Here is a 19,070-nt window from a genome sequence, read left to right as displayed (position 1 = left end):
GACGATCGACGTCGATGCGCTGACCGCCATCGACGTGCACACCCACGCGGAGGTCAGCAAGGACGGGCACGGCTCGCTGAGCCCGGAGCTGTTCGGCGCGTCCGAGGAGTACTTCAAGGCGCACGGGCACCGGCAGCCGACCATCGACGAGATGGCCGCGTACTACCGCGAACGGAGCATGGCGGCCGTCGTCTTCACCGTGGACGCCGAGCACGCCACGGGCTGGCCGCGCATCTCCAACGAGGAGGTCGCCGAGAGCTGCGCCGAGCACCCGGACGTCCTCATCCCGTTCGCCAGCATCGACCCGCACAAGGGGAAGGCGGGCGTGCGCGAGGCGCGGCGGCTCGTCGACCAGTACGGGGTGCGCGGGTTCAAGTTCCACCCGAGCATCCAGGGCTTCGCGCCCAACGACCCGATCGCCTATCCGCTGTACGAGGCGATCGAGGAGCTGGGCGTCCCGGCGCTGTTCCACACCGGGCAGACCGGCATCGGGGCGGGCGTCCCGGGCGGCGGCGGCATCCGGCTGAAGTACTCCAACCCGATGCTCGTGGACGACGTCGCGGTCGACTTCCCGGAGCTGCGGATCATCCTGGCGCACCCGTCCTTCCCCTGGCAGGACGAGGCCCTCGCGGTCGCCAACCACAAGCCGTACGTGTACATCGACCTGTCCGGGTGGTCGCCGAAGTACTTCCCGCCGCAGCTCGTCCGGTACGCCAACAGCCTGCTGAAGGACAAGGTGCTGTTCGGCTCGGACTACCCCGTCATCACCCCGGACCGCTGGCTCGCCGACTTCGCGAAGCTGGAGATCAAGCCCGAGGTCCGCCCGAAGATCCTCAAGGACAACGCCGCCCGGCTGCTCGGGCTCAGCAAGGAGAACGCATGATCACCGCCAACGGGCTCGACGAGATCAGGGCCCTGGCCGGCAAGGACCTCGGCCACAGCGCATGGCTCGACATCACCCAGGACCGGGTGAACACCTTCGCCGACGCCACCGACGACCACCAGTGGATCCACACCGACCCCGAGAAGGCCAAGGACGGCCCGTTCGGCGCCGCCATCGCGCACGGCTACCTGACGCTGTCGCTGGTCATCCCGCTGTTCAACGACCTGCTCGGCATCCAGGGCACGAAGATGAGCATCAACTACGGTCTGGAGAAGGTCCGCTTCCCCAGCCCCGTCAAGGTCGGCGCCCGGATCCGGCTCGCCGGGAAGGTCGCCGAGGTGACCGACGTCGCGGGTAACGGCGTGCAGATGGTGTGCGACTTCACCGTTGAGATCGACGGCGAGGCCAAGCCCGCCTGCGTCGCCCAGGCCGTCTACCGCCACTACGCCTGACCCGCCCCACCCGCCTGGACGACCGCGCGGCCGGCCCGCCTGGTCGACCGCGCGGCCGGCCGTCCGCACACGCTGCTCAGCAAGAGGAGTGAAACACCGTGCTCAACGCAGGACTCGGGGGATGGCCGGCCAGGCGGGCCGTGATGTCGCCCGGTCGCACCGCCTTCGTCTACCAGGACCGGCGCACGACGTTCGGGGAGGTGCACGACCGGACGGCCCGGCTCGCCGGCCGGCTGCGCGCCGCCGGCGTCGGCAAGGGCGACCGGGTCGCCTACCTCGGGCCGAACCATCCGGCGTTCGCCGAGACGATGTTCGCGGCGCACGTACTCGGCGCCGTCTTCGTCCCGCTGAACTTCCGGCTGGCGGCGCCGGAGATCGACTACATGCTCGGCCACAGCGGCGCGTCCGTGCTGGTCTACGCGCCCGAGTGCGAGCCGGTCGTCCGTGCGGCCGAGCAGACGCCGGGCACCGTCGTGGCGGTCGGCGAGCCCGCCGACGGCGAACTCGCCTACGAGGAGTGGATCGCGTCCGGCGATGCGACCCCGATCGACACCGAGGTCACCCTCGACGACGTGGCGTGCATCCTCTACACCTCCGGCACCACTGGACGTCCCAAGGGCGCGATGCTCACCCACGGGAACCTGGTGTGGAACTGCTACAACCTCCTCGTCGGCGTGGACGTCGCCGGTGACGAGGTGACCCTGGTCAGCGCGCCGCTGTTCCACGTGGCGGCGCTCAACCAGTGCCTGCTGCCGACGTTCCTCAAGGGCGGATGCTCGGTCATCATGCCGTCGTGGGACGTCGACGCGTGCCTCGACCTCATCGCGCAGCACCGCGTCACCTGGATGTTCGGTGTCACCGCGATGTTCGCCGCGCTCGCGCAGTCGCCGCGCTGGGACGGCGCGGACCTGTCGTCCGTCCGCAGCCTGATGTCCGGCGGGGCGCCCGTGCCCCCCTCGCTCATCCACACCTACCAGGAGCGCGGCCTCGTCTTCTGCCAGGGCTACGGCCTCACCGAGACCGCGCCGGGCGCGACGTTCCTCGAAGCGGCCGAGAGCGAGCGCAAGGCCGGGTCGGCGGGGGTGCCGGTGTTCTTCGCCGGCGTCCGGTGCGTCCGCCCCGACCTGACGGACGTGGAGCCCGGCGAGCCCGGCGAGGTCATCATCAAGGGGCCGAACGTGACGCCGGGCTACTGGAACGCCCCGGACGCCACCGCGTCCGCGTTCACCGACGACGGCTGGTTCCGCTCCGGCGACATCGCCCACGTCGATTCCGAGGGCTACTTCTACATCGTCGACCGGGTGAAGGACATGTTCATCTCCGGCGGCGAGAACGTCTACCCCGCCGAGGTCGAGGCGGCGGTCTTCGAGCATCCGGCCGTCGCCGAGGTCGCGGTGATCGGCGTGCCGGACGCCAAGTGGGGCGAGGTGGGCCGCGCGTTCGTGGTCACCGCGCCCGGCGCCGCCCTCGACCTCGCCGACCTGCGGACGTTCCTGGCCGGTCGGCTCGCCAAGTACAAGGTCCCCGTGTACCTGGACGTGGTCGACGACCTGCCCCGCACCGGCTCGAACAAGGTCCAGAAGGCCCGCCTCCGCGACCGCCCCCTCCCACCCGCCGCCCGTTGAGTTGCGGCGAGTCGTCGTTATGCGGCCGTCCATAACGACGACTCGCCGCAACTCAACGAAGGGCGTCGGAGATGGGTTTGGCGCCGCCGTGGGCGGTGTAGCCGCCGTCGACCGGGATCTCGGCGCCGCTGATGTAGGACGCCTCGTCGGAGATGAGGAACACGACGAGCGGGGCGACCTCGTCGACGGTGCCGGGCCGCCCGAGCGGCGTCTGCGCGTTGTTCGCCTCGCGGAACGCCGCCGGGGCGGACGCGGTCATCGGCGTCTCGATGAACCCGGGGTGGACGGTGTTGACGCGGATCCCGGCGCGTCCCAGCTCCGTGCACGCCGTCGCCGACAGCCCGCGCAGCGCCCACTTGCTGGCGGTGTAGGCGACCGGGTAGTGGCCGGTCAGCCCGGCGGCGGACCCGACGTTGACGATCGACGACCCGGGCGGCATCAGCGGCGCGAGGTGCTGGACGCCCAGCAGCGCGCCGGTGACGTTGACGCGGTGCACCCGCTCCCAGTCGGCGACGGTGACCTCGCCGAGGCGGGCCCGCCAGGTGACGCCCGCGTTGTTGACCAGGCCGTCCACGCGGCCATGGGTCTGGCGGAGCCAGGCGGCGAGATCTGCCCAGCCGGTTTCGGACGTCACGTCGAGCCGCCGGTAGGCGACGCCGTCCGGAAGGCCGGCGGGCGCGTCGTCCGCGAGGTCGGTGGCGATGACCGCAGCGCCCTCGCGGGCCAGGGCGGCGGCCTCCGCCGCGCCCTGGCCCTGCGCGGCGCCGGTCACCACGACGACCTTCCCGGCGACCCGGCTCACGGGCGTTCCCGGGTCCGCTTGCGGGCGCGCGGGACCGGGACGGGTGCGGCCCCCGGGACGATCGTGTTGGAGACCGTGCCGATGCCCTCGACGGTGAGCGCGACGGTGTCGCCCGGCTGCAGTGGCGGCGGCTTCTGCTCGCCGCCGCGCCCCCACAGTTCGGCGAGGCAGCCGCCGTTGCCGCAGGTCCCCGAACCCAGGACGTCGCCGGGACGCAGCCGGGCGCCGCGCGAGGCGTAGGCGACGAGGTCGTCGAACGGCCAGCCCATGTTGGACAGCAGGTCGCGGCCGACGACCTCGCCGTTGACCTCGGCGGTCAGGCCGAGCCGCAGGAACCCGTCCGCGTCGCGGTAGGGCTCCAACTCGTCGGCGGTGACCAGCCACGGCCCGAGCGTTGTGGCGAAGTCCTTGCCCTTGCAGGGCCCGAGCCCGACCTGCATCTCGCGGGACTGCAGGTCGCGCGCCGACCAGTCGTTGAAGATCGTGTAACCGAAGACGTGTTCGCGCGCCTGCTCGGGGGACAGGTCGGCGCCCGCGCGCCCGATGACCGCCGCGACCTCCAGCTCGAAGTCGAGGGCCTGGCAGCCGGGCGGCAGCGGGACGTCGTCGTGCGCGCCGACCATGGCGTGCGGGTTGGAGAAGTAGAACGTCGGCGCGTCGTACCAGGCGTCCGGGACGCCGGACACGCCGTCCACGGCCTTCCGCACGCCCTCGACGTGCTCCTCGAACGCGACGAAGTCCCGCACGGACGGCGGCTCGATCGGCGGCAGCAGCCGGACGTCCGCCAGCGGCACGGCCGGCCCCGTCCCCGGAACCGAACCGGAGGCGATGACGTCGAGCAGGTCGGTGCCGTCCGGGAACGGCAGGACCCGGTCGTCTTCCACGGCGCCGCAGCGGCGGACGCCCTGGTGCAGGTAGGTGGCGAGTCGCATGGGGCTCCTAGCGGGTCAGACCGGCGGGGCGACGAACACGCCCCGGTCGGGGTCGTTGAACGACTCCTTGGCGATGAGCTCGTTCATCGGGTTGGCGGTGCCCCACTGGTCGGTGACGTCGGGGTCGGAGAAGTCGTACAGGTGCGGGTGCCAGGCGTCCTCGTCGAGGGTCTCCAGCTCGGTCGTGTACTCGATGGTGTTGCCGTGCGGGTCCAGGAAGTAGGAGAAGGTGTTGTCGCCCGCCTTGTGGCGCCCCGGCCCCCAGATCATCCGCACTCCCGCGCGCAGCAGCCGGCCGGTGCCGAACATGTACTCGTCCAGGCCGCGCATCTCGAACGACACGTGGTGCAGGGACGTGTGCGGGCCCTTGGCGATCGCCATGCTGTGGTGCTGCGGGTTGCAGCGCATGAAGTGCATGACCTTCCCCATGTGCGGGGACGTCAGCGTGTCGCTGAGCGCGAAGTCCAGGTGCGTCTCGTACCAGGCGCGAGTGGCGTCCAGGTCGGGGGCGTTGAGCACGACGTGCGACAGCCGGACCGGCACCGCCTCGCGCTCCTCCAGCTTGCGGTGCTCGCGGACGGCGACGTCCGCCGACACCTCGACCGTCCGGCCGTCGATGTCGAAGAACCGGAACCCGTAGCCGCCGCCGGGCGTGGCCAGCTTCCCGGGCTGGGCGACGATCGTCACCCCGGCCGCGCCGAGCCGCTCGGCGAGGGCGTCGACGTCGGCGGGGGACGCGGCGCCGAACGACACCAGGTCGAGGCGTTTGTCGTCGGCCTTGCGGAGCCGGACGACGTACTGCTCCGGCGAGCCCTCCGCCGCCAGGAACGAGATGCCGGTGTCGCCCGCGACCTCGGTCAGGCCCCAGACGCCGGAGTAGAACTCGCGCTGCCGGTCGTAGTCGGGGACGGCCAGGTCCACATGGCGAAGATGGGTGATGAGCCTTTCGGGCATCAGTGCTCCTTGAGGTCGAAGAGGGCGGCGGCGTTGCCGCCGCGCACGGCGTCCAGATCGGGGCCGGGCGGCAGCGCGGCGCGCAGCCGGTCGAGCGGGTCGTCCACGCCCATGTCGAACGGGTAGTCCGAGCCCATGACGACCTGGGACGCGTCCGCCGCCTCGATCAGCGCGCGCAGCGCCGCCGGCTCGTAGACGAGCGAGTCGAACCAGATCCGCCGCAGGTAGCCGCTCGGCGGCTCGGCGCAGGTGCGGGACTCGGGGCGGACCCGCCAGCCGTGGTCGGCGCGGCCGAGGTAGGTCGGCAGGTAGCCGCCGCCGTGTGCCGCAACGATCTTCAGGCCGGGGTGCCGGTCGAGCACGCCGGAGAAGATCAGATGCGAGAGCGCGACCGCGTTCTCGGTCGGCTGTCCGACGATGTTGGACAGGTAGAACCGGTCGAGCCGCTCGTCCAGCGTGCAGCCGAACGGATGCAGGAACACCACCGCGCCGGTCTCGGCGGCCCGCGCCCACAGCGGCTCCAGCCCCGGGTCCGACAGCTCGCGGCCGGGGGCGTGCGAGGAGATCTCGACGCCCTTCAACCCGAGCGACAGCGCGTGGTCGAGCGCCTCGACGGCGAGATCCGGATGCTGGAGCGGGACGAGCCCGAGCCCGTGCAGCCGGTCGGCGGCCTGGGCGCAGTGCGCGGCGGTGGCCTCGTTCGCCATCCGGTACACCGTGCGGGCCAGGTCGGGCGCGGCCCAGTAGTGGTAGTGCGACGGCGACGGGCTGACGATCTGCACGTCGACCCCGGCGGCGTCCATGTCGGCCAGCCGCGCCTCGATCCGCGTCAGCCGCGCGAACCGCTCGCCGATCATCTTGCCGCTGGCCTGCAACGATTCCGGACCGTTGCGGCGCGCGTCCAGTTCGCGGTGCTCGGCGTGGCCGGGCGCGCCGGCGACGGTCTCCTCGATTTGCGGCAGCAGGACGTGCGCGTGCACGTCGACGGTCGAAGTGTTCACGGTCGCTCCGCAACGATCGCGCTGATACGTCCCATCAGGCCGGGCACGTCGGCGTCGGGGGACGGGTCGAGCTGCCATTCCCCGAGCTGCACCGACGCCTCGACGACCGCCTTGGCGCGCTCGTACCGCCGGTCCATGAACGCGTCGAACAGCGCCTGGTCGAGACGGTCGGCGCCCAGCAGCAGTTCCGCGAGGACGGCGGCGTCCTCCAGGCACTGCGCCGCGCCCTGCGCGAGCGTGGGCGGGCACGCGTGCGCCGCGTCCCCGATCAGGACGGTGCGCCCCCGGTTCCACGGCCGGTCCACCAGCAGCGACTCGAACCAGGTGTAGTTGATCCGGTCCGGGTCGGTGATGTCGGCGCGGATCTCGTCCCAGGCGCCGCCGTACCCCTCGGCGAGCGCGCGCATGTGCGACGGCTTGTCGGCATCCGCGATCGACTCGCGGGGCCGCGCCTTCTCCACCAGGTAGGCGTACATGGTGTCGGGCCCGGTCGGGCAGTACCCGGCGATGAAGCACGGCCCGCCGTAGATCAGGTCGGTGCGCTCGACGTCCTTGGGGCGGCGGGTGTGGATCCGCCAGATGCCCATCCCGGTCGGCTTCGGCGACACGTCGATCCCGAGCAGCCCGCGCACCGCGGAGCGGATGCCGTCCGCGCCCACGACCAGGTCGTACGTGCCGGACGTCCCGTCGGAGAAGCGCGCGGCGACATGCTCGCCGGAGTCGTCCAGCGCGGTGACCGTCAGGCCGAACCGCAGGGTCGCGCCCGCGTCCCGCACCGCGTCGGCGAGGGCCGCCGCCAGCTCGGGACGGTTCATGCCGAGCGTCGCGGGCAGATCCGGGCCGCCGGTGCGGGCGTCGGGGATCTCCGCGATCAGGCTCCCGTCCGGCGCCCGCAGCCCCAGCACGTCGAACGCGTAACCGGAGGCGCTGACCCGCTCCCACAGACCGAGGTCGCGCAGGACCCGCAGCGCGTTGCCCTGCAACGTGATCCCGGAGCCGAGCGCGGTGATGTCCGGCTGGATCTCCGCGATGTCCACCGCGACGCCGCCCCGCGCCAGCAGGACGGCCAGCGCCGACCCGGCCGTGCCGCCCCCGACGATCAGGACGTTTCCGACTGCTGCCATGCCGACCTCATTTCACCGCGATGGGATTGACGGGGGAGCCGACCGCACCGGTGACCGGGATCGGCCCGGCGGTCAGCCAGAACGCGTACGCGCCGTCGGCCGCGCAGTCGGCGGCGAGGGCGTCCAGGTCCCACAGCTCGCCGATCAGCAGGCCCATGTTCGGGATCGCCACCTGGTGCAGCGGCTGGAACGCGTCGTCGAACTCGTTCGGCCGCACCTCGAACCCCCACGTGTCCGTGGCGATCGCCGCGATCTCCGTGCGGTGCAGCCACCCGGCCGTGGTGAACGACAGGCCCGGCGCGGGACCGCCCGCGTAGTCGCCCCAGCCGTCCCGGCGCGCGCGCGTGAGCTGCCCGGTGCGGACGCAGACGATGTCGCCGCGGCCGACCGTCACGCCGTGGGCGTCGATGGCGGCCTGGAGGTGCTCCTCGGTGATGGCGAAGCCGTCGGGCAGCTCGCCGTCCTCCCCGGCGACGCGCCCCACGTCCAGCAGGACGCCGCGTCCGGCGACCGGCGCGGCCATGTGCTCGATGCCGGTGACCAGGTCGCCGTCGGACGTGACTACCTTCTCCGCCGGACGGCCGTTCCACGCCTTGCCGTGGTCGAAGATGTGGCCGAGGCCGTCCCACTGGGTGGAGCACTGCAGCGGCATCGCGACCACGTCGTCCGCGCCGCCGATGCCGTGCGGGAAGCCCTGGTTGCCGAGCGCGGCGTCCGTCCCGGTGTCCAGCATCGTGTGGACGGGGTTGGTGCGGCGCCGCCAGCCCTTCTGCGGGCCGTTCATGTCGAAGCGCTGCGACAGCGAGAACGACACGCCCCGCCGTACCAGCGCGGCGCCCTCGCGCCGCTTCGCCTCGTCGATGAAGTTCACGGTGCCGAGGACGTCGTCGTCGCCCCAGCGTCCCCAGTTGGAGTACTTGGCGGCGGCCTCGGCGATCGCGCCTTCGGGGTCGGTCCGGTCGAGCATCATGCCTCTCCCTCGTCCGCGGATTCCGCCACGCACCGGTTGCGCTGCGCGCCCAGGCCCGTGATCGAGCCCTCCATCACGTCGCCGGACCGCAGCAGCCGGCCCCAGTGCATGCCGTTGCCGGCCGGGCTGCCGGTCAGGACCAGGTCGCCGGGCAGCAGCCGGACGGTCTGCGAGGCGTACGCCACCAGCCGCGCCACGCCGAAGATCATGTCCTTGGTGGACTCGTCCTGCATGGCGTCGCCGTTGAGGCGCAGCGTGACCCGCAGGTCGCCGGGGTCGCCGACGAACGCCGACGGGACCAGGTACGGGCCGAGCGGGGTGAACGTCGGCGGGTTCTTCGCCCGCAGCCAGTCGGTGCCGATCTCCGGCATGTCCCGGCGGAACACCGCCTCGCGCGCCGTCAGGTCGTTGGCGATCGTGTAGGCCGCGACGTGCTCCAGCGCCTCGTCCGCGGACACCCGGTACGCCGGGCGGCCGATCACCGCGGCCAGCTCCAGCTCCCAGTCCGGCTTCTTGCACCAGCTCGGGATCACCACGTCGTCGTACGGGCCCGTCACCGACGACGGCAGCCCGATGAACATGTACGGCTGGTCCTCGGCCGCACGCCTGTCCATCATCGCCGCGGTCTCCTCACGGACCTGCTCGGCGGGGCGTCCGCCCTCCGGCTCGTGCGCAACCGCGAGGTCGACGACGTGGGTGCGGTAGTTCGCGCCCGACTGAAGGATCTGGCGCGGCTCGACGGGCGCGTGCACGGCCAGTTCGTCCAGGGGCAGCCATTCACCGTCGGACTCCGCTGCGGCGTGCAGCAGGGGCAGGACGTCGTCCCAGTGCTCCAGCAGCGCGCGCGTCGAGGCCGCGCGGTCGCCCAGCGCCGGGACGGTGCGCAGGTCCAGGACCCGGCCGCCGGCGACCAGGCCGGCGAACCGCGGGCCGCCCCCGCCGGAGAAGGTGCCGACCGCGAACGGGCCGGACGGTTGCGCGTGTGCTTCCAACGGGTGTCCTCTCGGTGCCTGCCTCCGCTGCCTGCCTTAACCTTGGGGCACCGCGGGAAATCTGGGAAATAGATTCCTCGGATAGTGACCATCGACCGTGTGGATAGGGCGGACGTCGTGAACCTGGCGAGCCTCGACCTCAACCTGCTCGTCGCGCTGCGCGCGCTGCTGGAGGAGCGCAACGTGACCCGCGCCGGGCAGCGCATCGGCCTGAGCCAGCCCGCCACCAGCGCCGCGCTCGCCCGGCTGCGCCACCACTTCGCCGACGACCTGCTCGTCAGGACGGGCAACGCCTACGAGCTGACCCCGCTCGGCACGGCCCTGCTGGTGCCCTGCGCGACCGCCTGCGGGCTGCTGGAGCGGCTGTTCACCAGCCGCGCCGAGTTCGACCCCGCCACCGAGCGCCGCGAGTTCACGATCATCGCCTCCGACTACGCGATCGCGGTGTTCGGCGCCGCGCTCGCCCGCGCGCTGCACGCCGCCGCGCCCGCGTCCCGCCTGGTGTTCCGCCAGGTCGGCCCGGAGATCACCGACACCACCGACGCGACGCTCAGCGCCGTCGACGGGCTGCTGATGCCGCACGGCGTGGTCAGCGGGTTCCCCACCGTCGAGCTGTACCGCGACGAATGGGTCTGCGTGATCGCCGACGACCATCCCGGCGTCGGCGACCGCATCACCATGGACCACCTGGCCGACCTGCCCTGGGTCGTCTACCAGAGCGTCTACGACGCGCCCGTCGCCCGCCAGCTCAGCATGTTCGGCCTCGAACCGCACGTGGAGGTGTCGGTGCAGAGCTTCCAGCTGCTGCCGAGCCTCGTCGCGGGCACCCGCCGGGTCGCCCTCATCCAGCGCCGCCTCGCCGACCTGGTGAGCCCGATCGCGGCCGTCCGCGTCCTGCCGTGCCCGTTCGAGGCGGTGCCCGTCCAGGAGGCGCTGTGGTGGCACCCCGTCCACACCCAGGACGCGGCGCACATCTGGCTCCGCGAGACCGCCGCCCGCGTCGCCGCCGATCTCGGCGCCGTCGCTCGTCCGCACGCCGGCGCGTGACACGATGCCCCATGGACGGGCCGGGTCCGGCCTTTCTACTATCGATGTCGTAATCCCGTACGGATGGGGGCGGAGTGAGCGAGGACGACCGGGGGCGGCGCCCGGCGGGGATGCTCGAGGACGCCGTGCTGGCCGTCCTGTGGGAGGGCGGGGGCCCGATGAGCCCCGCCGACGTGCAGGCCGTCCTGCCGGGGGAGCCCGCCTACACGACGGTGATGACGACGATGGCGCGGCTGGCCCGCAAGGGGCTGGCGACGCGCGAGCGCGCGGGGCGCGGGTTCGTGTACTCGGCGGCCGTCGACGAGGCGGGGCACACCGCCGCCGCCATGAACGAGTTGCTGCGCCGCCGCCGTGACCGCGCCGCGGTGCTGGCCCGGTTCGTCTCCGAGCTGGCGCCCGAGGACGAGGAAATGCTGCAGCGGCTGCTGCGCGAAGGCGGCACGGACTGACCGGGGACTGACTGCGGCCGGATCCCTGGCTGGAGGCGGCGCGCGAACTTCTACAAGCCTGTAGTATCCGATCGGTCACCCAACGTAGCCGATCGGGGGTCGGTCTTGCCCGCCATGAAGAAGCTGCCCGAGATCACGCTGGTCTTCTGGATCATGAAGATCGCCGCCACCACGCTCGGGGAGACGGGCGGCGACCTGCTCGCCCAGACCCTGCGGGTCGGGTACGCGGTCAGCTCGCTCGTCCTGGTCGCGGTGTTCCTGGCGAGCCTCGCCGCCCAGCTCGGCGTCCGCCGGTTCCATCCCGTGCTGTACTGGTCGGTCATCCTGTCCACCAGCACCGCCGGCACGACGATGTCCGACTTCATGAACCGCACCGCCGGCCTCGGCTACTTCCTGGGCGCGCTGGTCCTGACCACCGCGCTCGGCGCGGTGTTCGCCGTCTGGAAGCTGAGCGGGCGCCCGTTCGACGTCACGCGCGTCACCGGGTTCCGCGGCGAGGCGCTGTACTGGACGGCGATCCTGTTCTCCAACACGCTCGGCACCTCGCTGGGCGACTTCCTGTCCGACGACACCCGGCTGGGCTTCGGCGGTGGAGCGCTGCTGATCGCCGGCGCGATCGCGCTCGTCCTCGCCCTCCGGCGGTTCACCGCCGTCTCCGCAACCCTGCTGTTCTGGGTCGCGTTCGTGCTGACCCGCCCGCTCGGCGCCACCACCGGCGACTTCTTCAGTAAGCCCGTCGCCAAAGGCGGGCTCGGCTACGGGACGATCGGCGCCTCGCTCATTCTGGCCGCCGTCCTGCTGGCGCTGGTGGCGTACCAGACCCGGCGGACGCGGCCCTACGCACCTGCGGCGCCCTGAGACCGGCGGGCGGTCCGCCCGGTGGGATGTCCGGTTCGGGGTATATCCCCAGGCCGGGCGAGGGGCGCCCGGCGCTTACGTTCCGATTACCCCCAGACTTTTACTATCGCGGTAGTAGGTGTTGGACGAGGAACGAGGGCGGTGGGGCCGATGCCACCCGAACCCGACGTGACCGTCGTGGTGATCGTCTACAACGACGCGCCGCGGCTGCCCCGCGCCGTCCGCTCGGCGCTCGGGCAGTCGCTGCCCGGGGTCGAGGTCGTGATCGTCGACGACGCGAGCACCGACGCGACGCCCGAGGTCGCCGCCCGGCTGACCGCCCGGGCCCCGGACCGGGTGCGGGGCTTCACCCTCCCGGTGAACTCCGGCGGCTGCGGGCGGCCGCGCAACATCGGCCTCCGGCACGCCAAGGGCCGGTACGTGATGTTCCTCGACAGCGACGACACCCTCGACCCGCACGCCTGCCGGAACATGGTCGCCGCCGCCGACGGCACCGGCGCCGACCTGGTGTCGGGCCGCTGCGTCCGCGTCCTGCCCGACCGCGAGCACGTCTGGTACCCCCGGCTGTACCGGGAGAGCGCCGTCTACGACGACATCCTCGACAACCCCGACCTCCTCTACGACACGCTGGCGACCAACAAGTGCTACCGGCGCGCGTTCCTCGACCGCGCCGGGCTGCGGTTCGTCGACCGGCTGCACTACGAGGACCTGCTGTTCAGCGCCCAGGCCTACCTCGGCGCCGACCGGATCGCGGTCATCCCGCACCGGGTCTACAACTGGCTGGTCGACCCGCGCGGCGGTGCCCTCTCGATCACCAACCGGCGCGCCGAGCTGAGCAACTTCGCTGACCGGCTGGAGATCCACCGGCGCATCGACGCGGCGCTGCGCGCGCACGGCGCGGACGAGATCGCGTTGGTCAAGGACGTCAAGTTCGTCAACCACGACCTGCTGCTCTACCTGCGCGAGATGCGCAGCCGCGACCCCTGGCACCGGGAGGCGTTCGCCGGCCTGGCCCGGCCCTACCTCGCCGGCCTGGACGACGCGGTGTTCGAGGCCGCCGAGAAGATGCCCGCGATCGCCGCGCTGATGATCCGCGAGGGCGACATCGAGGCGGCGCTCGCCGCCGCCGACCACGCGCCGAAGGGCGGCGGCCGGCCGGTCCTGTCGATCGCGCCCGCCGAACGCGACGGGCGGATCTACTGGACCCGCGACCACCTCGGCACCGAGTCGGCCCGCCGCGTCCTGGACATCACCGGCCTCGGCGTCCACTCGGCGCCGCTCGGGGACCTGGTGCTCGGCGGACGGGTCACCGCGATGCGGCGCGACGGCAAGGCCCTGCGCATGTCGGGCACCGTCGTCAACCCGCTCGGCCGGATCCCCGAGGACGCCGAGCTGGGCGGCCGGCTGGAGATCCGCGACCGCCGCCGGCCCCGACGCGCGTTCCGCGTGCCGGCGACCGTGCGCCGGGAGAACGGCCGGATCGCGTGGGAGACGGTGTTCTTCCCTTCCCATGTGATCCGCCCGATCGGCCTGGTCGACCAGACGTGGGCGCTCTGGCTGCGGCTGACCGCCGGCGACACCGCGGTCGAGGTGCGGCTGACCTCCGAGGGCACCGCGCACTGCGACCTCGCCGTCCCCGTCCGCCCCCGCCTGACCCGCGCCGCCGGCGACCGGCTGGAGGCCTACGTCGCCGCCACCGGCGAACTCGCACTGCGGGTGGAGGCCGGGCGCTGGCCCGCCCGCGTCACCCTGCCCGCGCTGCGCCGGGTGGCCCGCACGGGCGCCGGACGGCGCTGGTGGCGGCGGGCGGTCCGGGCCGAGCGCAGGCTGCGCGAGCGGTTCACCGCCCGCCGGACGAAGATCGCCGTGTTCAACCGGGTGCTGGTCCGGCTGCCGGTGCGCAAGGGCACGGTCGTCTTCGAGAGCCGCCTCGGCGCCCGCTACTGCGGCGACCCCAAGTACATCTACCGGGCGCTGCGCGACAGCGGCGCCCCCTACCGGGCGATCTGGTCCTACCGCGACGCCCGGCGCGGCTTCCCTGACGAGGCGCTGCTGGTCAAGCGCGGATCTTGGGCCTACTACCGCGCGCTCGCCCGCGCCGAGTTCTGGATCGACGACCGGAGCCTGTCCGGCGAGCTGAGGAAGCGCCCGCAGACCACCTATATCCAGACGCAGGGCCCGGCTCCGAGACCGCCCGGCCTGGACGAGCCGCCCGCCGAGCCCGGCGCCGGGGAAGACCGGTCCGACCACTTCGTCGTCCGGTCCGAGGACGACGTCCGCGCGGCGGCGGGCGGCCCCGGCGCGACCGCCCGGCCGCTGCGGACCGGCTGCCCGCGCAACGACCCGCTGATCAACGGCGGCGACCCGCACGAGACGGCCGCGGTGCGGCGGCGCCTCGGGCTGTCCGGCGACCGCCGTTCCGTCGTGCTGTACGCGCCGGCGTTCCGCCCCGGTGAGGACGGCCGGCCCGCCAGGCCGTTCGAGGTCCCGTTCCCGCTGGAACGGTTCGCCCGGGAACTCGGCGACTCGCACGTCCTGCTCGTCCGCGCCCCCGGCCCCGGCACCGCCGTGGTCCCGCCCGGGATGGACGGCGCCGTGATCGACGCGGGCGCGGTGCACGACGTCGCGCTGCTGATGCTGCTGTCGGACGCGCTGGTCACCGACCGTTCGCCGGTCCTGTTCGACTACGCGCTGCTGGACCGTCCAATGATCTTCTATACGCCGGACGCCACGGGCCGCGCAGGCCTTCCGGCCCCGGAGCCCGGCCCGGTCGTCACCGACGAGGACGTGCTGCTGGACGTGCTCGCCGACCTGGACGGCGTCCGCCGCGAGCACGCCGCCGCCCGGCGCCGGTTCGCCGAGCGGCACGGCGAGTACGACACCGGCACCGCCGGCAAGGCGATCGTCGAGCGGTTCTTCACCGGTGGCGGGCGATGACCGCGCGATCCACCGGTCACGGGGGCGGGGCGGTGCCGAGCGCGGCGCGAAGCGCCTCCGTGGTCGCGCGGCGGGCCTCGACGGCGACGGGAAGGACGTGGTCGAGCCCGAAGAAACCGTGGAAGGCCCCGTCGAACCGGCGGACCTTCACCGGGACACCGGCCTCGGCCAGCCGCGCCGCGTACGCCTCTCCCTCGTCGCGCAGGGGATCGCACTCGGCGGTGAGGACGAAGGCCGGCGGCAGACCGGACAGATCCGGGGCCCGCAACGGTGAGGCGTACGGGTGGTCCGCGTCTGACGGGTCGGCGAGGTACTGCTTCCAGTACCAGCGCATGTGCGCCGCCGTCAGGAACCCGCCCTCGGCGTGCTCCCGGTAGGACGCGGTGTCCTGCCCGGCCTCGGTCACCGGATAGACCAGCAGCTGGAACGCGATCGGCGGCCCCGCATGGTCGCGGGCGGCCAGGCACGCGACCGCGGCGAGCGCGCCGCCCGCGCTGTCGCCCGCCACCGCCAGCCGGTCCGGGTCCCCACCGAGCACCGCCGCGTTAGCGTGCGCCCAGACCACGGCGGCCCGCGCGTCCTCGACGGCGGCGGGGAACGGGTGCTCGGGCGCCAGCCGGTAGTCGACCGAGACCACGATCGTGCCGGCGCCGGACGCGAGGATCCGGCAGAAGCGGTCGTGGCTGTCCAGCCCGCAAAGGGTGAAGCCGCCGCCGTGGAAGAACACGGTGATCGGGTGCGGGGCGGCGCCGTCCGGCCAGTAGATCCGGACGGGAAGGCCGACGCCATCCAGGACGCGGTCCTCCGTGCGGGCGACGGGGACCGGTGCGAGGTCGGGGCCGGGCGCGGCGGCCAGCAGCCGCCGCGCCTGTGCCGCATCGGTGACCTCGGCGCCGATCGGGGGGAAACCCGCCGTCATCGCGGCGGCGATCCTCTGCGCGCGGGGGTCGAGGGGCATGGTCAGCCGGCCGCCTGCGCCATCATCACGACCTCGCCGGCCGTCCAGCCGCCGTCCACCGCGAGCTCGGCGCCGGTCACGTAGGCCGCCGCGTCCGAGATCAGGAAGGACACCGCCTCGCCGATCTCCTCGGGCACGCCGACCCGGCCGAGCGCGGCCAGCGGGAAGCCGCCCTCGCCCGGGGTGGCGTGCTCGGCGGTCATCGGCGTGTAGGTCATGCCGGGGTGCACCGAGTTGACCCGGATCCGGTGCCGGCCCAGCTCCGTCGCGGCGATCTTGGTGAGGCCGCGGACGCCCCACTTGGACGCGCCGTAGCCCGAGGTCAGCGGCAGCGCGGTCAGCCCGGCGGCGGAGGAGATGTTGACGACCGAGCCGCCGCCCGCCGCCCTCATCGGCTCGATGACCGCCTGCAGGCCGAGGAACACCCCGAACAGGTTGATCTTGAGCACCTTCTCGAAGTACTCCGGGGACTCGTTCTCGATCAGCGAGTTCGACGCGATGCCGGCGTTGTTGACCAGCCCGTCGATCCGGCCGTAGGCGTCGAGCGCCGCCGCGGTGACGGCCTGCCAGCCGTCCCGGTCGGTGACGTCGTGCCGGACGAACAGCCCGCCGACCTCGGCCGCGGTCCTGGTGCCCGGCTCCTCCAGCAGGTCGGTGACGACGATCCTCGCGCCGTCCCGCGCCATCCGCGCGGCGGCCGCGGCGCCCAGGCCCCGGGCCCCGCCCGTGACGATCACTACCTTGTCCTGCAGTCCGGACATGATTCTCTCCCTGCTCTGACGTGCGCTTTCTTCACAACATATTCCAATTTGGAACATCTTGGTCGGGGTGTGACGTGCCGGACGCCCGCGGATGGCTACGCTGGGCGCCATGGCGCTCCCCTCCGAACCGTCCGGTGAACGGCTGCCCGCCACGGCCTGGGCCGTGCTCGGCATCCTGTCCTTCGGCGAGGGGCTGACCGGCTACGAGATCCGCCAGTGGGCCGAGCACATCCTGCGGTTCTTCTACTGGAGCCCCGCGATGAGCCAGATCTACACCGAGCTCAAGCGGCTGGAGCGCGTCGGATACGCCGAGTCCCACATGGGCACGGCCGCCGACGGCCGGTCCCGGCGCGTCTACACCATCACCCCGGCCGGACGCGACGCGCTCGCCGGCTGGGTCGAGCGGGCGCCGGTCGAGCCGCCCGTCCTCAAGCACGGGACGGCCCTGCGCGTGTGGCTCGGGCACCTGGCCACCCCCGAGCGGCTGCGGCAGATCGTGACCGAGCACCGCGACGACGCCCAGCGGCTGCTGGAGGAGGCGGAGTACTCCCGCACGTACGCCGCGTCCGTCTCCGGCTGGGCCTACCCCGAACTGGTGGCGCGGTGGGCGACCCGCTACTACGCCGCCGAACGGGACCTGGCCGACCAGATGCTCGCCGACCTGGACGAACTGCTCGCGTCCGGACGGGCCGTCCCGCCGGCAGGCACTCCCACGCAGGCCCCCGGCTGATCACGCCCGCTCCCGCAGCCGCTGCTTGACGACCTTCCAGCTCGCGTTGCGGGGCAGCTCGCCGACGACGTGGAAGTGCCGGGGCACCTTGAAGTTGGCGAGCCGCTCGCGCAGCCAGCCCGCCAGCTCGTCGTGGTCGATTTCCTCGCCGTCCCGGGGCACCAGGAAGGCCGCGCCGACCTCGCCGAGCCGCGCGTCCGGCACCCCGACGACCGCCGCGTCCGCGATCGCCGGATGCCGGACGAGCACGCTCTCGATCTCCGCCGGGTAGGCGTTGAAGCCGCCGACCACGAACATGTCCTTGAGCCGGCCGGTGACGGTCAGGTAGCCGCGCTCGTCCAGGCGTCCGCAGTCGCCGGTGCGCAGCCAGCCGCCGGAGCCGATCGCCTGCGCGGTGGCGTCCGGATCGTCCAGGTAGCCCTTCATCACGTTGTAGCCGCGCACCAGGATCTCGCCGGTCTCGCCGGGCGGCAGCGGCCGGCCGTCCGCCCCGGCGATCCGGATCTCGGTGCCGGGCAGCGCGGGGCCGGTGGTGCGCGCGACGGTCTCGGCGTCGGCGTCCACCGGGCAGACCGACGCCACGCCGCACGCCTCGCTCAGCCCGTACGCGGTGAACACGTCCGGTACCCCGAGGTCGGTGCGGATCCGGCGGACGAGGTCGACCGGCACGTCGGCCGCGCCGGTCCCCGCCAGCCGCAGGGCGTGCGGCGGGCGGCCGGGCAGCGCCAGCAGCGAAGAGAAGATCGTCGGCGGGCCCATCAGGACGGTGACCCGCTCATCGGCCAGCCGGCGGGCCGCGCGCTCCGCGTCGAACACCGCCTCGGGCAGCATCGTCGCGCCGTTCAGCAGGCACGCCAGCACGCCCGCCTTGTAGCCGAAGGTGTGGAAGAACGGGTTGATCAGCAGGTACCGGTCGCCGGGCCGGAGCGTGGCGACCTCGCTCCAGGCCTCGAAGACCCGGAGCGTCTGCCCGTGCGTCGACATCGCGCCCTTGGGCCGTCCGGTGGTGCCGGAGGTGAAGACGATGTCGCAGACGTCGTCGGGACGGACCTCGCCGGCCCGCTCGCGCGCCTCGCCGGCGCTGACGCCGGCGCCGCCCGCGAGGTGGTCGGCCCAGCTCACGGCGGTCCCGTCCGGCTCACCCGCCAGCAGGACGACCAGGCGCAGATCGGGCAGGTCGGCGCCTGACGCGGCCAGCATCGCCGGGTAGTCGTTGCCGAGGAACCCGCGCACGGTGAACAGCGCGGTCGCGCGGCTGCGGCGCAGGATGTCGGCGGCCTCGGCCGCCCGGTAGCGGGTGTTGAGCGGCACCAGCACCGCGCCCGCGCTCACCAGCCCGAGCGCCGCGACGATCCACTCCGCGCTGTTGGGCGCCCAGATCGCCACCCGGTCGCCGGGCCGGACACCGGCGCCGACCGCCGCCCGCGCCGACGCCTCGACATCGGCTCCGAGCTGCGCGAACGTCCGCCGGACCGGGCCCTGCGCGGTCTCGGCCGCCAGCGCCTCGCGGTCGCCGTGGAGGCGGGCGGCGTGCCGGACGAGCGCGGGGATCGTGGCGGGGGCCGGGTCGGCTGGCAGGTCGGGCGGCATGGACT

At 73.2% G+C, this 19,070-nt stretch carries 18 protein-coding genes; 8 read left to right on the top strand and 10 right to left on the bottom strand.

All coding sequences use genetic code 11. The annotated features are described in order from the left end of the window. The first annotated feature begins 4 nt into the window (after window positions 1-4). The 3 genes from ABD296_RS11925 (at window position 5) to ABD296_RS11915 (ending at window position 2,960) form a co-directional block, all read left to right on the top strand. Window positions 5-883 (top strand): amidohydrolase family protein, encoded by an 879-nt coding sequence (locus tag ABD296_RS11925; protein WP_344265091.1) that lies wholly within the window; start codon window positions 5-7, stop codon window positions 881-883. Then, window positions 880-1,335: a MaoC family dehydratase gene (locus ABD296_RS11920; protein ID WP_344264959.1), complete on the top strand. Its 456-nt coding sequence runs from the start codon at window positions 880-882 to the stop codon at window positions 1,333-1,335. Before ABD296_RS11925 ends, ABD296_RS11920 begins: the two co-directional genes overlap by 4 nt. A gap of 98 nt (window positions 1,336-1,433) precedes the next feature. Further along, a complete protein-coding gene (locus ABD296_RS11915) occupies window positions 1,434-2,960 on the top strand; it encodes an acyl-CoA synthetase (RefSeq protein ID WP_344264956.1) in 1,527 nt (508 codons plus the stop codon). Between the two features lie 52 nt (window positions 2,961-3,012). On the opposite strand, the gene ABD296_RS11910 is transcribed toward ABD296_RS11915, so the two are convergent. Genes ABD296_RS11910 through ABD296_RS11880 form a run of 7 tightly spaced genes read right to left on the bottom strand, consistent with a single transcriptional unit; the run spans window position 3,013 to window position 9,735 of the window. Then, on the bottom strand, window positions 3,013-3,762 hold the full coding sequence (locus ABD296_RS11910) for an SDR family NAD(P)-dependent oxidoreductase (protein ID WP_344264954.1): 750 nt from the start codon (window positions 3,760-3,762) through the stop codon (window positions 3,013-3,015). Beyond that, window positions 3,759-4,694, bottom strand: coding sequence for a fumarylacetoacetate hydrolase family protein (locus tag ABD296_RS11905; protein ID WP_344264952.1), 936 nt, complete (start codon window positions 4,692-4,694; stop codon window positions 3,759-3,761). Before ABD296_RS11905 ends, ABD296_RS11910 begins: the two co-directional genes overlap by 4 nt. A gap of 15 nt (window positions 4,695-4,709) precedes the next feature. Continuing rightward, on the bottom strand, window positions 4,710-5,648 hold the full coding sequence (locus ABD296_RS11900; RefSeq protein ID WP_344264949.1) for a VOC family protein: 939 nt from the start codon (window positions 5,646-5,648) through the stop codon (window positions 4,710-4,712). Then, the gene (locus tag ABD296_RS11895) at window positions 5,648-6,649 is read right to left on the bottom strand and encodes an amidohydrolase family protein (protein WP_344264946.1); all 1,002 of its coding nucleotides are present in this window, start codon (window positions 6,647-6,649) and stop codon (window positions 5,648-5,650) included. Before ABD296_RS11895 ends, ABD296_RS11900 begins: the two co-directional genes overlap by 1 nt. Further along, window positions 6,646-7,773: an FAD-dependent oxidoreductase gene (locus ABD296_RS11890; protein ID WP_344264943.1), complete on the bottom strand. Its 1,128-nt coding sequence runs from the start codon at window positions 7,771-7,773 to the stop codon at window positions 6,646-6,648. Before ABD296_RS11890 ends, ABD296_RS11895 begins: the two co-directional genes overlap by 4 nt. Before the next feature lie 7 nt (window positions 7,774-7,780). Continuing rightward, a complete protein-coding gene (locus tag ABD296_RS11885) occupies window positions 7,781-8,743 on the bottom strand; it encodes a cyclase family protein (protein ID WP_344264940.1) in 963 nt (320 codons plus the stop codon). Beyond that, entirely contained in the window at window positions 8,740-9,735 is a 996-nt protein-coding gene (locus ABD296_RS11880) for a fumarylacetoacetate hydrolase family protein (protein WP_344264936.1), read from the bottom strand. The genes ABD296_RS11885 and ABD296_RS11880 overlap by 4 nt, the downstream gene beginning before the upstream one ends. 84 nt (window positions 9,736-9,819) lie before the next feature. On the opposite strand from ABD296_RS11880, the gene ABD296_RS11875 reads away from it, so the two are divergent. From ABD296_RS11875 to ABD296_RS11860, 4 genes are all read left to right on the top strand, one after another. Then, a complete protein-coding gene (locus tag ABD296_RS11875) occupies window positions 9,820-10,782 on the top strand; it encodes a LysR family transcriptional regulator (protein ID WP_344264933.1) in 963 nt (320 codons plus the stop codon). A 74-nt stretch (window positions 10,783-10,856) separates the two neighbouring features. Continuing rightward, the gene (locus tag ABD296_RS11870; RefSeq protein WP_344264930.1) at window positions 10,857-11,231 is read left to right on the top strand and encodes a BlaI/MecI/CopY family transcriptional regulator; all 375 of its coding nucleotides are present in this window, start codon (window positions 10,857-10,859) and stop codon (window positions 11,229-11,231) included. A 114-nt stretch (window positions 11,232-11,345) separates the two neighbouring features. Next, the gene (locus tag ABD296_RS11865) at window positions 11,346-12,089 is read left to right on the top strand and encodes a COG4705 family protein (RefSeq protein WP_344264927.1); all 744 of its coding nucleotides are present in this window, start codon (window positions 11,346-11,348) and stop codon (window positions 12,087-12,089) included. Between the two features lie 150 nt (window positions 12,090-12,239). Next, the gene (locus tag ABD296_RS11860) at window positions 12,240-15,026 is read left to right on the top strand and encodes a bifunctional glycosyltransferase/CDP-glycerol:glycerophosphate glycerophosphotransferase (RefSeq protein ID WP_344264924.1); all 2,787 of its coding nucleotides are present in this window, start codon (window positions 12,240-12,242) and stop codon (window positions 15,024-15,026) included. 16 nt (window positions 15,027-15,042) lie between these two features. On the opposite strand, the gene ABD296_RS11855 is transcribed toward ABD296_RS11860, so the two are convergent. Together ABD296_RS11855 and ABD296_RS11850 are read right to left on the bottom strand one after the other, a co-directional pair. Continuing rightward, the gene (locus tag ABD296_RS11855; protein ID WP_344264921.1) at window positions 15,043-15,984 is read right to left on the bottom strand and encodes an alpha/beta hydrolase; all 942 of its coding nucleotides are present in this window, start codon (window positions 15,982-15,984) and stop codon (window positions 15,043-15,045) included. A 2-nt stretch (window positions 15,985-15,986) separates the two neighbouring features. Then, complete coding sequence (locus ABD296_RS11850; protein ID WP_344264918.1) at window positions 15,987-16,745, bottom strand: glucose 1-dehydrogenase; 759 nt, start codon at window positions 16,743-16,745, stop codon at window positions 15,987-15,989. A gap of 109 nt (window positions 16,746-16,854) precedes the next feature. Here ABD296_RS11850 and ABD296_RS11845 point away from each other — a divergent pair, with 109 nt between their 5' ends. After that, window positions 16,855-17,475, top strand: a complete 621-nt coding sequence (locus ABD296_RS11845; protein ID WP_344264915.1) for a PadR family transcriptional regulator — start codon at window positions 16,855-16,857, stop codon at window positions 17,473-17,475. Here ABD296_RS11845 and ABD296_RS11840 read toward each other — a convergent pair whose 3' ends face one another. Continuing rightward, a complete protein-coding gene (locus tag ABD296_RS11840) occupies window positions 17,476-19,065 on the bottom strand; it encodes a FadD3 family acyl-CoA ligase (RefSeq protein ID WP_344264912.1) in 1,590 nt (529 codons plus the stop codon). It lies immediately after the preceding gene. Window positions 19,066-19,070 lie beyond the last annotated feature (5 nt).

The sequence above is a fragment of the Actinomadura napierensis genome, assembly GCF_039529375.1.
GTDB lineage: Bacteria > Actinomycetota > Actinomycetes > Streptosporangiales > Streptosporangiaceae > Spirillospora > Spirillospora napierensis.
The sequence above is the reverse complement of the archived record's forward strand: the minus strand, read 5'-3'. Positions and strand labels throughout refer to the sequence as shown.

Excerpts from the sequence above, each read along its gene's own strand:
- ABD296_RS11920 (WP_344264959.1), top strand. The coding sequence starts at position 880 with ATGATCACCGCCAACGGGCTCGACGAGATCAGGGCCCTGGCCGGCAAG.
- ABD296_RS11905 (WP_344264952.1), bottom strand. The coding sequence starts at position 4,694 with ATGCGACTCGCCACCTACCTGCACCAGGGCGTCCGCCGCTGCGGCGCC.
- ABD296_RS11900 (WP_344264949.1), bottom strand. The coding sequence starts at position 5,648 with ATGCCCGAAAGGCTCATCACCCATCTTCGCCATGTGGACCTGGCCGTC.
- ABD296_RS11890 (WP_344264943.1), bottom strand. The coding sequence starts at position 7,773 with ATGGCAGCAGTCGGAAACGTCCTGATCGTCGGGGGCGGCACGGCCGGG.
- ABD296_RS11885 (WP_344264940.1), bottom strand. The coding sequence starts at position 8,743 with ATGATGCTCGACCGGACCGACCCCGAAGGCGCGATCGCCGAGGCCGCC.
- ABD296_RS11865 (WP_344264927.1), top strand. The coding sequence starts at position 11,346 with ATGAAGAAGCTGCCCGAGATCACGCTGGTCTTCTGGATCATGAAGATC.
- ABD296_RS11860 (WP_344264924.1), top strand. The coding sequence starts at position 12,240 with ATGCCACCCGAACCCGACGTGACCGTCGTGGTGATCGTCTACAACGAC.
- ABD296_RS11855 (WP_344264921.1), bottom strand. The coding sequence starts at position 15,984 with ATGCCCCTCGACCCCCGCGCGCAGAGGATCGCCGCCGCGATGACGGCG.
- ABD296_RS11850 (WP_344264918.1), bottom strand. The coding sequence starts at position 16,745 with ATGTCCGGACTGCAGGACAAGGTAGTGATCGTCACGGGCGGGGCCCGG.
- ABD296_RS11845 (WP_344264915.1), top strand. The coding sequence starts at position 16,855 with ATGGCGCTCCCCTCCGAACCGTCCGGTGAACGGCTGCCCGCCACGGCC.
- ABD296_RS11840 (WP_344264912.1), bottom strand. The coding sequence starts at position 19,065 with ATGCCGCCCGACCTGCCAGCCGACCCGGCCCCCGCCACGATCCCCGCG.